Genomic DNA, 14,032 nt, shown 5'->3' on the forward strand with positions numbered 1-14,032 from the left:
TTCCGCATCTTTCGCCTGAGGCAACGAGCTGTAGGCGGGGAGATGTATGCTGCGGACCTTTACGGTCGGGCGGGCCGGGCCTGCCATGTCGGCGGGATGAGCAAGAGCGAAGCCGCGCGGATGATTGGCATCGCCCGCAAGACGGTTGCAATGATCCTGAAGCACTCGGTGCCGCCGGGGTATCGTCGGTCGAGGCCACCTGTCCGGCCGAAGCTCGATCCCTTCATTCCGATCATCGACCAGATCCTGGAGGACGATAAACGCCAGTTGGCGAAGCAGCGGCACACGGCGACGCGGATCTTTGAGCGGCTGCGCGACTAGCACGGGCTGGCGCCTCAAGAACCGCGCCTGAGCCGCTGACTCTGCCCCCGAATGACCTCGGAAGCATGATGGACCCTCGCATCAGGGGGGGCCGTTTGGGCGCCGATCACCCCAACACAGGGGTCCTTATTCCACGCCGTTCAACACCTCAAAGAATTGGCCTGACGGCCAATGCGCATTGGAACGTGCGTGCCTGATGGGGGCCGCACGCTCTAAGGCGCACGCCCACAACTGGCCGACTTTTGCTCCGCCACTGTGGCAGGATTTTACGCCGCCGTTGACAGACATGACGGTTTCTTGGGTCCGTCCGCCCATGTTTCCGCAGCCCAGATGCAGGCGCTCGGTGTTGTAGTGGACGATCCAGGCGTCAATTTCGGCCTGGAGTGTTTCGACGATCTCGAATCTGGTATGTCGGCCCGGCAAAGACTGCGCAAATACCAAATACTGCGTCAGAATCCGTCGAATTGCGCCATATCTTCGCCAGAGCTTTTATTGCGCTCCAATCAACATTCACACCTCAGGTGTCTACGTGCCTCGGGAAGAATAGCTGCGCGGCGGCTATGAGGTAAGCGGCTATGCAGAGCAGCACGACCGGGTTCGTGATGTAGGCCAGGGCATAGAGCAGCGCGGCGAAGAAACCGTAGATCGACCCCAGGGCTAGGGCTATCCAGCCCATATACACCATGAACTCGGTCACGCCGCGGAGATTGCGTATGTAGCCCAGAGTCCACACGACCAGGCCAAGGAAGGCGAGCATGAGGAGGACGGACGACCACTGCGACAGGTGCGGATCATCCCTATAGGAGGATTTGCCGACAACAGCGCCCGTAGCCATGAACCAGGTCACGCCGAAGCCTATGACCCAGACCGGGGTCAGCAGCAGCATGTTTTTTTCAGGGCTTTCATCTCTCAGCCTCTTCGCTATTCGTATTCCTGGAACAAGGCCTAGTTGCACAAATCTGGTGAGGGCCTAAGTTCCCGTTACCGGAATGAGCGAGGGCGCCACGACCATGCAGCCATGCCCCAGTTCCGTGAGTTTGCGGTGGAGGCCGTAACCGCAGGGTTCAGCCTCGTAACAGAAATGCAGGCGGCATCCATCGCCCGCCAGCTTCTCGGCCAGCTTCCGGATGTGGTCGGAACGGTGCGGGAGCGTGCCCCAATGGCGGACCTCTCCGCTGCGCGCCCCCCCGCGGGCAATGGCGACGGACACTGTCGCCTTGTGGACATCCAGCCCGATGAACATGGTATCCTGCATCCGGTCTCTCCCCCATTCCTGAGGCCAGGCGCCAGCCATTCTGGCGCAACCCTCGATCAGAGAATGCCGCAGGAGAGGCCACACATCCGGTCAGCTCACCCCGCGATCATGGGGTCTAGGGTCCGAGGGCTCTGCAGACTAGGTCGAACGCGCAGCGGTTCCACCATCTCGACGTAGTGAGCCACAATCCCGTGGGGCAAGGTTTCGTTGCAAGGTTTCGCTGCAAAGTTTCGACACAAGCTATGGAAATGTCCGTGGTCTTCTGCCTGCGCAGAAGGAATCCAGAGAGTTTCCGCCATTCGGAACTGGTAAAACGCTTGCAGCGAAAATGTAGCTTCGCCAGACTGAACTTTGTTTGGGGGGGCGGTCGGCCGCATTGGGGGGAACGCAACCAGCCTTTCGGGCATATCCAGGGAACAGCCGCGGCATGTGTCCAGCTCCAGTTAGTAAAAACCTTCCCCGCGGCTTCATCATCCCGATCGGAGGCGGCGAGGATCGCGTGAAGGAATTGCACATCCACCGCCGCTTCGTTGACCTTTCGGGCGGCAAGGATGCCAATATCGTTGTCATCCCGACGGCATCGGAACTCGAGACGACGGGAGCGGATTACAACCGGATTTTCTGTGATCTCGGCGCCGCCGAGGTTGACTTCCTGCCGATCAGCCGACGCGCTGATTGCGAAAACCCGCGCTATCTCGACATGCTTGACAAGGCATCTGGTATCTTTCTGACAGGTGGCAACCAGTTGCGCCTCTCGACCATCCTCGGCGGCACTGGAATTGCCCAGAAGATCCGGCGCCGCAACGCCGCTGGCGTCGTCGTCGCGGGCACGTCGGCCGGCGCTTCGATCATGTCGGAACATATGATAGCGGGGGGCGCCAGCAATTCGGCCCCCACCGAAGGCGCAGTGAACCTCGCGCCGGGCCTCGGGCTGACGAACGCGGTGATCATCGACCAGCACTTCACCGAGCGGAACCGGCTCGGCCGACTGCTGGCCGCTTCATCCTACAATCCGTTCCTGATCGGCCTCGGCATCGACGAGGATACAGCTGCCTTCATCGGACCCGATGGCGTCCTGGAAGTAGTCGGCTCAGGTACGGTCACCGTTGTCGATGCTTCGAGCCTTTCTCATTCATCGATGTGGGACGCCTCGCGCGGTCAGGCGCTGACGCTGCTCGACCTGAAGGTACATGTGATGGGGGAAGGTTGCCGCTACGACCTGGTGGGACGGCACGCCTATCCACCGGATGAACACGCAGCGTTCTGCGCGCTGCCAAACCAGAAGGTCACGACCAGCTGACCGCGCGATAAAGGGGAGGAGATCCGCAATGAAAATCGTTTCGACGAACGTGTTTGTCGGCCCGAACGTGTGGGCGGGATTTCCCGTCATTCGCTACGTCGTCGACCTTGGTATCCTGGAGGACTGGCCTTCGGCAAGGATCGGCGAGGACTGGATCAATGCGCTCGTCGCGGCGTTGCCGGGATTGCAAGAGCATGGCTGCTCCTACCGCGAACCGGGTGGCTTCATCCGACGCTTGCGCGAAGGCGAAGGCACCTGGCTCGGCCATATCGCCGAACATGTCGCGCTGGAGATACAGGGCGTCGCGGGATCCGAGGTCACGTTCGGCCGCACCCGCTCGACCGGCGTGCCGGGGCAGTACAATCTCGTCTACCAATACCACCAGCGCGATGTCGGGCTGGAAGCCGGACAGTTGGCGATCCGGCTTCTGATGCATCTCCTGCCCGATGAACTGAAGGCGCAGGTCGAGTATGAATTCGACCCCGAATTCAACTTCCCGGACGAATTGAAAAGCTTCGTCCTGATGGCGCAGCGCAAGGAATTCGGGCCCTCGACCGGATCGCTCGTCAAGGCGGCCGAGGATCGTGACATCCCGTGGATCCGGCTCAACAACAACTCGCTCGTGCAGTTCGGCCACGGCAAGTTCCAGCAACGCATCCAGGCGACCATCACGAGCGAGACCAAGCATATCGCTGTGGAGATATCCTGCGACAAGGAAGATACCCACAACATGCTGAACGACCTCGGCCTGCCGGTGCCGCAACAGCGGTTGGTCTATTCGCCGACCCAGGCCGTCCGGGCGGCGCGACGCATTGGCTTTCCGGTCGTGGTCAAGCCGCTCGACGGCAATCACGGTCGCGGCGTTTCGATCAACCTGACCGAAGAGGCGCAGGTGGAAACCGCCTTTGACGAGGCCAAGGCGCACTCCAAGAGCCGCGGTATCCTCGTCGAGAGTTTTGTCACCGGCATGGATCACCGGATGCTGGTGGTCAACGGCGAGTTGGTGGCGGTGGCCAAGCGCGTGCCCGGCCATGTCATCGGCGACGGCAAGCACACGATCGCGGAGCTTGTCGAGATCGTGAACTCCGACCCGCGCCGGGGCATCGGGCACGAGAAGGTGTTGACCAATCTCGAACTCGACAATCAGGCAGAACGGCTGATGGCTGATGCCGGGCATACCGCCGAAACCGTCCTTCCGGCAGGCGAGACGTTTTACCTGCGCTCTACCGCGAACCTGTCGACCGGCGGGACCGCGATCGACATGACCGATGTCTGCCACCCCGACAACAGGGACATGGCGGAGCGGACGATCAAGTCGGTGGGGCTCGACGTCGGTGGCGTCGATTTTCTCACGCAAGACATCACCAAGAGTTACAAGGATATCGGCGGCGCGATTGTCGAGGTGAACGCGGCGCCCGGATTCCGGATGCATGTCGCGCCGTCCGAGGGCAAGGCGCGCGACGTGGCCGGCAAGGTCATCGACATGCTCTTCCCGAAAGGCAGGCGAACGCGGATTCCGATCGGCGCCATCACTGGTACGAACGGCAAGACGACCACCTCGCGCATGCTTGCCCATATCATGAAATCCTCTGGCAAGATCGTCGGCATGACCTCGACCGATGGCGTCTATGTCGACGGCAAGCTCACCGTGAAGGGCGACATGACCGGCCCCGCCTCGGCGCAAATGGTCTTGCGTGACCCCTCGGTCGATTTTGCGGTGATGGAAACCGCTCGCGGTGGCCTCGTGCGCTCCGGCCTCGGCTATCAGCGCTGTGATGTCTCGGCCTGTCTGAATGTCGCCGCCGACCACCTCGGAATGGGCGGGATCGACACGCTCGAACAGCTTGCCGTGGTGAAGCGCGTCGTCGTTGAAACCGCGACCGATACGGTCGTCCTGAACGCCGACGATCTTCTTTGCCTGCGCATGGCCGATTTCTGCAAGGCCACGCATATCTGCTACGTGACGACGAACTCCGACCATCCGCTGGTGAAGGAGCACATCCAGGCCGGGGGCCGTGCCGTGGTGCTTGAAAAAGCCATGAACGGCGACATGATCACGATCTACGCCAACGGTCTTCACATGCCGGTTCTCTGGTCGCATCTCATCCCGGCCACGCTGGAGGGCAAGGCGCTCTACAACGTGCAGAACGCCATGTTCGCTTGCGCCATGGCCTATGCGTTCGGGCTTGATCTCGACAATATCCGCCACGGGCTCAGGACCTTCGATACCTCTTTCTTCCAGGTGCCGGGTCGGACGAACGTCTTCGACGAACACCCGTTCAAGGTCATCCTCGACTATGGTCACAATCCCGCCGCCATCGCCGCCATGGCGGGCCTCGCGGACCGGCTCGACGTCAAGGGGCGCAGGCTTGTCGTCTCGGCCATGCCGGGTGATCGCCGCGACGAGGATATCGTGGCGGCGGCACAGGCGCTTGCCGGGCATTTCGACCACTACTTCCTGAAACCGGACGATGACCGCCGGGGACGCGGGCCGATGGAAGTGCCCGAGATGATCCGCGACGAGCTTTTAAAGGGGGGTGTCGAAGGCAATCGCATCACGCTCGTCGAAAGCGAAACAAAAGCCGTCGACTTGGCCTTGCAGGCGGCGCAGCCGGGCGATCTCCTCGTCGTGTTCGCCGACGAACTGGCGCGTTCGTGGAAGCAGATCATCTACTTCAAGAAGGCAGAGCGCGAGGCCATCGTCACCGCCAAGCCGATCCGCGTCGAGCGCCCCGCCCCCGAATTCGAGGAACTGATGTCCGGGGCGGATCAACTGATCCGCGACGAACGCGGCGTGCGCCTCGCGCGGGTCGAGACCGAGGAGTCGGACTGAACGGGGCGCCAGGTGACACATTCCGATGCTTTGCAGGACCTCTTGGAGATCCCGGTGCCCGATCATCCAGCGCTGGTTCTGGATGGCTGCCGCAGGCTGCTTGGACCGAACCTTTACGGGCCGGAACCGGGCGCTGTTGGCGATGGTCTGGTCTCCGGGTTCGATCCGCATGCAATGCTGCAAGCCTGGGTCCATCACGCTCGTGGCCTACTCGACGGGCTTGGCTGGACTTCCACGCAAATCCGCACGCGGCCCTTTGATGGCGGTGCGAGCCTCTTCTTTCCCGCCGCGGTGGACCAGCTCTTTACCGCCGCCTTTATCGTCGAGGCGGCGTGGTACTACACGGCGACCGGCCTGTTGCAGATCGATCAGATCCCAATCGAGCGTATGATCGCGGATCTGCGCCGCGTCAGCAAAGCCGAGGAGAACCCCGCACTGGTCGCCCTCGTCGCGGAAGCCGCACGACGCGGGGTCGACCGGCTGCTTGACGATGATGCTCTGACGCTCGGGCATGGCGCGGGATCAGCGACTTGGAAAAGTGGCGATCTTCCGGGATCCCCCGACTGGTCGCATCTTCATGACATTCCAATTGCGCTTGTCACCGGAACGAATGGCAAGACGACGACGACGCGGCTCATTACGGCGATGGGCAAGGCGGCCGGGCTGGTGTCCGGCCTGTCCTCCACCGAATTCGTGAAGGTCGGCGACGATATCCTGGACAAGGGTGATTATTCCGGCCCCGCGGGTGCAAGACTTCTGTTGCGCGACACGCGACTGGAGCTTGGCGTGCTCGAGGTCGCGCGGGGCGGCATCCTGCGGCGCGGGGTGCCGGTGACGCGGGCTCGGGCGGCTGTCGTGACGAATATCGCGGCCGATCACCTCGGGCAGTACGGCATCAACACGGTGTCCGAACTCGCCCATGTCAAACTGGCCGTACACCGGGCACTCGCGCCGCACGGCGTTCTGATCCTGAATGCGGACGATCCCCACGTTGTTGAGGCCGCCCAAAAGGCTGTCGCGCCAAAAGCGTGGTTCTCACTCAGCACCGATAATGCCGAGGTCCGGACCGCCCGTTCGCGCCGCGCCCCCTGCGCCTGGCTCGAAAACGGCCTGATCATGCTGTCAGACGGTCATACAGAAACGGCGTTGATTGCCGTCGAGGACGTGCCCCTGACCCTGGGCGGCGCGGCGCGCTACAACATCGAGAACGTGCTTGCCGCGGCGCTTGCTGCGCGCGCCCTCGACATTCCCGACGGAGCGATTTCCGCGACCTTGTCGCGGTTCAGAAGCGATCCCACAGACAACCCCGGCCGGGCCAACGAATTTGCGGTGCGTGGTGCGCGGATCTTCGTCGACTTCGCGCACAATCCTCACTCGATTGCGGCCGTGGCGTCGGCGATGGCCGTGCTGCCAGCGCGGCGGAGATTCGTTCTTCTGTCTCACGCGGGCGACCGGTCCGACGCGGATATCCGCGCCCTGACGGCGGGTGCCCTGGCTTTCGATCCGGACTACGTCGTGGCCGCGGAGAACCCGAAATATCTGCGGGGCCGACGGCCGGGGGAGGTTTCGGGGATCATTCGCCAGGCAAGCCTCGACCTCGGCCTTCCGGAGGATCGGATCCTGATGGCTGACAGCCCTTCGGATGGTGCCCGTCAAATCTTGCAGCGCGTGAAGGTCGACGATCTCGCATTGCTTCTCGTACATGATGAAAGACCAGAAATCATCGAGATGCTACGACGCGACGCCTTACGGTAGCCGGTCGTTCGATAGAAAAGTCAGACGGATGGTGTCAGACGAATTCGAACCACTCTCAGCTTGGACAGTGACGGCGTTCCTTACACCGCGTAGAGACCGCGCCGCTCGGCAAGAGCGGCGGCGCGGTCGGCCTTGAATAGGGGCGGCTGGAGAGGCCGAGCTCGGAGTTGAAGCGGTTGGTTACGGGGGCCTGTCAATCGGCACGCAATCCTGCCCCGGATTGGAGTACGCCCCTGCGGGTGGACCAGTCGGATCGGTTGAATTGACTCCCCTTGGTCTTGCCCCTGTCTTTGATCCGGGCTTCATGCGACCTTCCGGGCTGGTTTCAGCCGGGCCGCAAGGGCGCTCGGCGTCAAGTTTCCGAGTGCCGAATGCGGCCGCTGGTCGTTGTAGTCGATCCTCCAGTCATTGATCCGCCGGCGGGCATCATCCATCGACAGGAACCATGACGCGTTCAGGCATTCCTGACGCAGGCGGCTGTTGAACGCCTCGATGAAGGCATTGTCCGTGGGCTTTCCGGGGCGGGAGAAGTCGAGCTCGACCTAGTTCAGGTAGGCCCAATGGTCGAGCAGCCGCCCGGCGATCTCGGGGCCGTTGTCCACGCGTATGCTCCGCGGCTTGCCTCTGGTCCTGACGATTCGGTCGAGCTCCTCGATGACCTGGTAGGCACGGAAGTTTGTCCTCGCACAGGTCGCGAGAGCCTCTCTCGTGTGGCAGTCGACGATGGTCAGGATCCGGAACCGCCGACCGTCGAAGAGCTTGTCCGACTGAAGTCCATGGCCCAGACATCGTTCATGGCATCGGCCTCGGAGCGCGCCGACCGATAGCGGCAGGCGCGCCGCCGCCTGAGGCTCCGGGTTCGGATCGACGGGCCTTCCTCGCAATAGAGCCGGCAGGTCCGCTTATGGATCACGTTCCACCCCTCCCGTTACAGCAGGACATGCAGGCGCCTGTAGCCGTAGCGGACCCGGCTTTCGGCCAGCTCCTTAAGCCGCATCCGCAGTTCCACCGCCGGATCGCGCCGTGACCGGTATCTGTGGGAAGACCGTCCGAAGCCCATGGCCCGGCACGCCCGACGTTCCGACAGCGCGAAGACCTCCGGGTAATGACGGACGACTTCGCGGTGACAGACAGGCTTCACCACTTTTTCTCAGGGCATCCTGCAGCATGTCCGCCGTCAGATAAAGTGGGCGTCCTGACGTGATGGGCCTTTGGAGGATCTGGCTCATCGGTTTCGATCCTATGCGGCGTGCTGTTGATTGAGCAAGCGGCGCCGCTTCATGGTCAGCTCCTTGATCTTCCTCCTCTCGCTGAGAACGTCGTTGGCGCGGCCGAAGTAGACGTCGGCCGGGGTGAGGTTGCCGAGGCTCTCGTGGTAACGGCGATGGTTGTAATGCTCGACGAAGGCGTCGATGGCCTGTTCGAGCGCGCCCGGCAGGTAGTCGTTCTCGAGCAGGATGCGGTTCTTCAGCGTCTGGTGCCACCGCTCGATCTTGCCCTGGGTCTGGGGGTGGTTCGGCGCACCACGGACATGCTTCATGTCCTGACCGCGACGAGTATCGCCGAATGCGACCCCGCCCATGCCGGCATCACCCGCGACGTCCTCGGACACGCCACCCTGGACATGGCTTACCGGCACTACAACCGGGCGCAGCCACTGCACGCGCTCAACAGGTATCAGCAGGTCGCGGACCGGTTACGGGAACGCGCAAGCGAGAGGGAGCGCAGGGCGAGGGTGCGGTAGCGGCGGCGCGTTCGCTGAGCGATCGCGGGCGACGCGGAGCCTGACGGGTCGGCTTCTACGTGGCTTCTAGGCGACAGCAGGCAATTGCTGCGGTGCGAGATTTTTCTGCGAGACGCTGTGCACCAGATAGGCGCACACGGCCCTTAGCGGACCTTCGACTTGCGAGTAGTGGAGGCCGAAAGCAACTCGAAGTCCACGTGTATCGCCTCCCCGAGCGCCCTTCGGAAATTCAGTTCGATACGATATCTGCAATCTGTAGAAAGGCAAATGGCGGGATCCGATTGAGGTCTCTCGCTACATCCATGTTGACCACATATGCGAAATCGGACGCCCGCAGGATAGGCAGGTCGCCCGGCACGGCTCCATCACGCAAGATGGCAAGAGCCTGATCAGCAGCCAGTTTCCCGACATCGTAGTATCGGGCAGCAATAGACAGAAGAGCACGATTTTCCCGAACGAGGCTCTCATAGGGACTGACAATCGCGATGCCATTCTCAACGGCGGACGAGGTGTAAAGATCACCGTTGAAGCGAAGGAACGAGCTCGATCCGAGATACATCCAGCGCACGCCGAGTTCCCGAAACTCGGCCATACGGTCCGGAATCAGCGCTGGGTCCGGCACGCCTGGATTGCCTGGATCAAGTTCCAGAGCAACAAACTCGATTCCAAGGTCGGGCAGCAGGGTCTCCAGCTCTTCTTTCTTGATCACGGAGTTGCGCTCATTGGCATGGTAAAGAAGTCCGAGTTTTTTGAAGCTGGGATCGTATTGCCGGATGATCTCGATATTCACGGCTTCCGGGACGCGATTGAACGTGCCGGCCACGTTTTCCCGGCCGCTGCGCTCAAAGCTTTCGGCGATGCGCGTGCCGAATGGATCAGCAACCACCGTGAAGACCACTGGAATATCGTCAAGAAACCGAGGGTCCCCGACCTCGTCGAGCGTGCCGATAATCCCGAGAGTCACACTTGTCCCGAACGTGACAACCAGATCGACATGATCATTTCGCGCGGTTTCCACCACGCCCCGCAAAAGGCTCTTGTCCTGAGCAATATCAACACTTCGAACCTGTGCATCGAAACCGCTTTCAGCAATAGCATCCTTCAAACCCTCGCAAAGGTGCTCGCACCCCTCGTACCAGACACCAAGGATCGTCTTGGTTTCGGCAGCCGCCTCGAACGTGGACGAAAAGATCAGCGTAACAACGGCAACACATGCACTTACGAGCTTCATGGAATCGCTCCTATCGACAATCAAGATAGCTGACCGTCCAGCTTACCTTCTTGTCAACAAATGCCTGAAATTCAGGGCGCCAAAGACGACGCCACCTGTCATCGTCCATAGGGCGACCGCGAGAATCGCAGCGGTATATCCTGCCACGCCGGCAAGCCCGGCGATAAGGACTAGGCCGACGATGCTTCCAAGCCTTTCGCCGGTGCGCAGAACGCCCAGAACTGCGGTCGGTCCGATCTCGGCGAGGTCGGTCTCGGCCACCAGCAACGCGATGGAAACCTGCGCACCCCGTATCATGGCGCTACCGGCACCCGTGGCGACCATCGCCAGAGCCATCGAAAGCTGTGACGGGTGGAGGGCTGCCGGCAGCAGCGCGACTCCGCAAACACCAGCGGCGCCGACACAAAGGAGAGCGTGAGAGCCCTTCAGGTGCTGCGATAGCCGACCCGCCAGCGGGCCTACTGCCATCAAAGTCAGGAAGAACAGCATCAGGATCCGACCTATCTCGGCGGCGGATGCCCCCTGCGCATCGAGCGTGAGCGCAACGAGATAGGAGATGAAAGCTTGCAGAACGACAGCAGAAGGAATGACGATTCCCAGTATCAAGACGATTAGGCGCGGGTGCCTGAGCGCTGTCCACTTCGTCCGGACCGTTCGAATTGCGTGCGGATCATGGCGTTTGCCGACGTCCGGTGCGATCAGCCATGTGCTGAGCAGGGCGGAGGCCGCTATCAGACCGGCGCTGACCAGAAATACGTTGGCCGGGCCGAGGCGGTCGGCGAGGACGCCACCCAGAGCGACGCCGGTGAACACGCCGCCGAAGAGAACCAGCGTGAAGACACCCAGCAAGCTATCGCGGTTCGATTTCGACGCGACACTCAAAACATAGTCCTGCGCCGCGAGAGTCACAATCGCGTAGCCGAAACCGGTAACGGTGCGCCAGAAGATGATCTCTTGCGCGGTTGCGGCCGCGAAAAGCCCCAGATGGGCTATTGCCGTCGGGATGGATGCCGCAACAAACAGCCGTCTGACGCCGAACCGTTCCACGAGCACCCGCGCATAGGGCGACATCATAACGATTGCCAGCAGATAGCCGGCGAGCGGCAGCGCGATCAACACGGCCTGGTCGAGCCAGGGCCACAGGTTTTCCGCTGCGCGCGTGTAAATCGGGAGAAAGGCCAATGGAAGTTCATCCGCTGCAGCAAAGAGGACAAGTGCCAGCCGAATGTCCCCAAACGACGAGGATTCGAGCAGGCGCGGCGCACCAGAGGTCAATCCGAACCGGTCGCCAATACGCCGCAGGGCGGCCTGCCGTTGTCCACCGGCCACTTCGACCGCCTCGCTAAAGGAAGCGTGAAGGACGATGGCGCGTTCTGACAATGTCCTCAAAATGATCCCGATAGTGCCTTGGCCCTTCGCGATCACTCTGCGCGAGAAATTCCCGGCTGCTTGCATCGCACTCAGCCTTTGCACTTGTTCGAGGCCCTCGGCGAGGGCACGTCCCGAGAGCAGAAGCATGACTTCGCTGGCCAGCAGCATGGTAACCAGCAGGATCACGACTGCATCAAGGAACACGCTGTGAAACCGTTTGGTGATCAGCCGCGGATCGATGTCGATGACCACATACGCGACCTCTTCTCCATCGTGGACGATTGGATGGCTGCGAACATCCCGTCGTTCCCGCGGCGGCGCGAGATACGGGTCGATGCGGTTCCCGGCTTCGATCACAATCCGTCCCGTGGCGACGGCGATGTAGGCGACCTCAGGCAACCTCTTGAGCATGTCACCGAAGAATTGGTCAGCGCCTACGATCTCGTTCAGCGCTATGCCGCTGTCGAGCGCGCGCTGGACGTTCTCGCTGACGACGTTGCCGATCAGGTCTGTGCGCGCAGCCAGCTCCGGCTCGATGGATCGTGTCACGGCTCGGGTTGCGACGGTGCCTAGCATGATGGCGGAGATGACGAGAAGCAACACCGTGATCGGAAGAAGGCGCGCCATGATCACGGCCTTGAGCCTGCCCGCGTTCAGGTTCCCCTCATCCCCATCGTCTTTAGACGACCTGTCCTCGGACTGCAAATGAGCACCATCGGGTTGCGCAATGGCCAACTGCAATTTTCGATACGCGGCGTCCGCGTCCTGCAGGTTTTGTCCCAGTCGGAGCAGTTCATGATTGAGACTGCCCGCCTTCGCCTCCGCTAACCCGGCATCATAGGATTGCCCGGCGCGGGTGGCTTCGAAGATGGTTCGCAAGTCGGCCAGTCTGCGCCTAGGACGGTCGAGAACGAGGTAGATCAGAACGAAAGCCAAGGCCGATGTCGCCAAAAGTATGACAAGGGCGCTGCGCAGCGTGATCCGCGCGATGTTTCGGGAGGCGGCATCCAACTTGTCATGCGGATACTCCACGACGACCGCACCCGAAGGCGGGGCGCCCTCTGCCGGGCGGATCGAGAAACCGCTATAAATCAAATCGCTGGTTTCGTGCCCCCAGACATCTTGATCGGCAAGCCGCATTGCCGTGAGCACATTGTCGTCAATTGTTCCTGGTTTCGATCCGGTCGTGTGGGCCACGATGCCCGTAGGATTGATCGCGTGAACAGCGACAATGCTTGGATCAATGGCGATGCCGCGCGCCAGGATGGCATCGCCATCGCGGAGCATCGAGATTGGCAGGCCCAGGTCAAGGATCGGACGAAACGTCTCTGCTGTCGTTTGCGCTATCACGGCGACCCGTTGCCGGAGAAGCTCGGAATAGATGGCATCGTGCTGAAGGATCAGGAGAAGCGACAGCAAGGCTTGCGTGATTGCAATGACTAAGGTCGTGACAATCCAGCCCTTGAATCGCATCGATGACGGCCCGCCTACTCACGAAGTCGACTTGAGGTGCCACGCAAGTAGGCCCCACAACAACCGTGCGACGAGTCTGCTTGAAACCTCAAGGAAATTCGCAAACGCAAGGGTCCAAGTGGTGGTGTCAGACCAATTCGAACCCGTCTCCACAAGGGCAGGATTGCTGTCCCTTATGACGCGCCGAGGCCGCGCCACTCGGCGAGAGCGGCGGCGCGGTTCTTCTTGAAATTTACCCTCGAGTAGAAGCTGCGCTCCAAGTTGAAATGGTTGAAGACGGAGGCGTGGACGGCGGCGAACATCTGCAGACTTCGCATACGCCGAAACCGCTGCATCGCCCGTTCTCGTCGTCGGAACGGCAGGTGCGAATTCTCCGCCCGATTGTTGAGCCAGCGACCAGTTGCCTGGCGGTCGGCCGCACCGACCTCCTTCAATGCGGCGCTATAGGAGCGCAGCTTGTCGGTGACGAAAATGTGCGGACGACCGTAGCGCTTCATTGGTTTCTTGAGGAATTTCAATGCCGCCTTCTTGTCCCGCGTCTTCGTCACGAAGCTCTCGAGAACCTCGCCCTCATGATCGACGGCCCGCCAGAGGTAGTGCCGCTCGCCGTTGATCTTCACAAACATCTCGTCGGGCGGTGTCAGAGGAACCTGGCTTGCGGCGAGGCAGGGCGCCGACTAGCGCCGCTTGATGTCGAAACCTGACCCGTTCAAATACTTCAAGACGAGCCGCGAGATCATCCGCCTGGC

At 61.5% G+C, this 14,032-nt stretch carries 8 protein-coding genes and 3 pseudogenes; 4 read left to right on the forward strand and 7 right to left on the reverse strand.

The window, feature by feature from the left end; genetic code table 11:
• The first annotated feature begins 96 nt into the window (after positions 1–96).
• Positions 97–321, forward strand: coding sequence for a hypothetical protein (locus OM960_RS21670; protein ID WP_263340742.1), 225 nt, complete (start codon positions 97–99; stop codon positions 319–321).
• A gap of 517 nt (positions 322–838) precedes the next feature.
• Here the strand turns inward: OM960_RS21670 and OM960_RS21680 are convergent.
• Together OM960_RS21680 and OM960_RS21685 are read right to left on the reverse strand one after the other, a co-directional pair.
• Positions 839–1,207, reverse strand: a complete 369-nt coding sequence (locus OM960_RS21680) for a hypothetical protein (protein ID WP_264773427.1) — start codon at positions 1,205–1,207, stop codon at positions 839–841.
• An 84-nt stretch (positions 1,208–1,291) separates the two neighbouring features.
• The gene (locus tag OM960_RS21685; protein WP_263340744.1) at positions 1,292–1,576 is read right to left on the reverse strand and encodes a hypothetical protein; all 285 of its coding nucleotides are present in this window, start codon (positions 1,574–1,576) and stop codon (positions 1,292–1,294) included.
• A 427-nt stretch (positions 1,577–2,003) separates the two neighbouring features.
• Between OM960_RS21685 and OM960_RS21690 the strand changes: the two genes are divergently transcribed.
• Genes OM960_RS21690 through OM960_RS21700 form a run of 3 tightly spaced genes read left to right on the forward strand, consistent with a single transcriptional unit; the run spans position 2,004 to position 7,464 of the window.
• Positions 2,004–2,876, forward strand: coding sequence for a cyanophycinase (locus OM960_RS21690; protein WP_264773428.1), 873 nt, complete (start codon positions 2,004–2,006; stop codon positions 2,874–2,876).
• A 28-nt stretch (positions 2,877–2,904) separates the two neighbouring features.
• On the forward strand, positions 2,905–5,709 hold the full coding sequence (gene cphA / locus OM960_RS21695; protein ID WP_264773429.1) for a cyanophycin synthetase: 2,805 nt from the start codon (positions 2,905–2,907) through the stop codon (positions 5,707–5,709).
• Positions 5,710–5,721: 12 nt separating this feature from the next.
• Entirely contained in the window at positions 5,722–7,464 is a 1,743-nt protein-coding gene (locus OM960_RS21700; protein WP_264773430.1) for a Mur ligase family protein, read from the forward strand.
• Between the two features lie 302 nt (positions 7,465–7,766).
• Here OM960_RS21700 and OM960_RS21705 read toward each other — a convergent pair.
• The 5 genes and pseudogenes from OM960_RS21705 to OM960_RS21725 all read right to left on the reverse strand — a co-directional run.
• Positions 7,767–8,651, reverse strand: a pseudogene (locus OM960_RS21705) (IS3 family transposase); the annotation flags it as partial.
• 53 nt (positions 8,652–8,704) lie between these two features.
• Positions 8,705–9,010, reverse strand: a pseudogene (locus OM960_RS21710) (integrase core domain-containing protein); the annotation flags it as partial.
• 427 nt (positions 9,011–9,437) lie between these two features.
• Complete coding sequence (locus tag OM960_RS21715) at positions 9,438–10,439, reverse strand: ABC transporter substrate-binding protein (protein ID WP_263340735.1); 1,002 nt, start codon at positions 10,437–10,439, stop codon at positions 9,438–9,440.
• Between the two features lie 42 nt (positions 10,440–10,481).
• A complete protein-coding gene (locus OM960_RS21720) occupies positions 10,482–13,283 on the reverse strand; it encodes an MFS transporter (RefSeq protein ID WP_264773431.1) in 2,802 nt (933 codons plus the stop codon).
• 173 nt (positions 13,284–13,456) lie between these two features.
• A pseudogene (locus tag OM960_RS21725) lies at positions 13,457–13,915 on the reverse strand (IS6 family transposase); the annotation flags it as partial.
• Between the last annotated feature and the right edge of the window lie 117 nt (positions 13,916–14,032).

This window comes from Defluviimonas salinarum (assembly GCF_026013545.1).
Lineage (GTDB): Bacteria > Pseudomonadota > Alphaproteobacteria > Rhodobacterales > Rhodobacteraceae > Albidovulum > Albidovulum salinarum.

Bases quoted from the DNA above. Each gene is read 5' to 3' on its own strand.
- OM960_RS21670 (WP_263340742.1), top strand. From the start codon at position 97: ATGAGCAAGAGCGAAGCCGCGCGGATGATTGGCATCGCCCGCAAGACG.
- OM960_RS21680 (WP_264773427.1), bottom strand. From the start codon at position 1,207: ATGCTGCTGCTGACCCCGGTCTGGGTCATAGGCTTCGGCGTGACCTGG.
- OM960_RS21685 (WP_263340744.1), bottom strand. From the start codon at position 1,576: ATGCAGGATACCATGTTCATCGGGCTGGATGTCCACAAGGCGACAGTG.
- OM960_RS21690 (WP_264773428.1), top strand. From the start codon at position 2,004: ATGTGTCCAGCTCCAGTTAGTAAAAACCTTCCCCGCGGCTTCATCATC.
- cphA (WP_264773429.1), top strand. From the start codon at position 2,905: ATGAAAATCGTTTCGACGAACGTGTTTGTCGGCCCGAACGTGTGGGCG.
- OM960_RS21715 (WP_263340735.1), bottom strand. From the start codon at position 10,439: ATGAAGCTCGTAAGTGCATGTGTTGCCGTTGTTACGCTGATCTTTTCG.
- OM960_RS21720 (WP_264773431.1), bottom strand. From the start codon at position 13,283: ATGCGATTCAAGGGCTGGATTGTCACGACCTTAGTCATTGCAATCACG.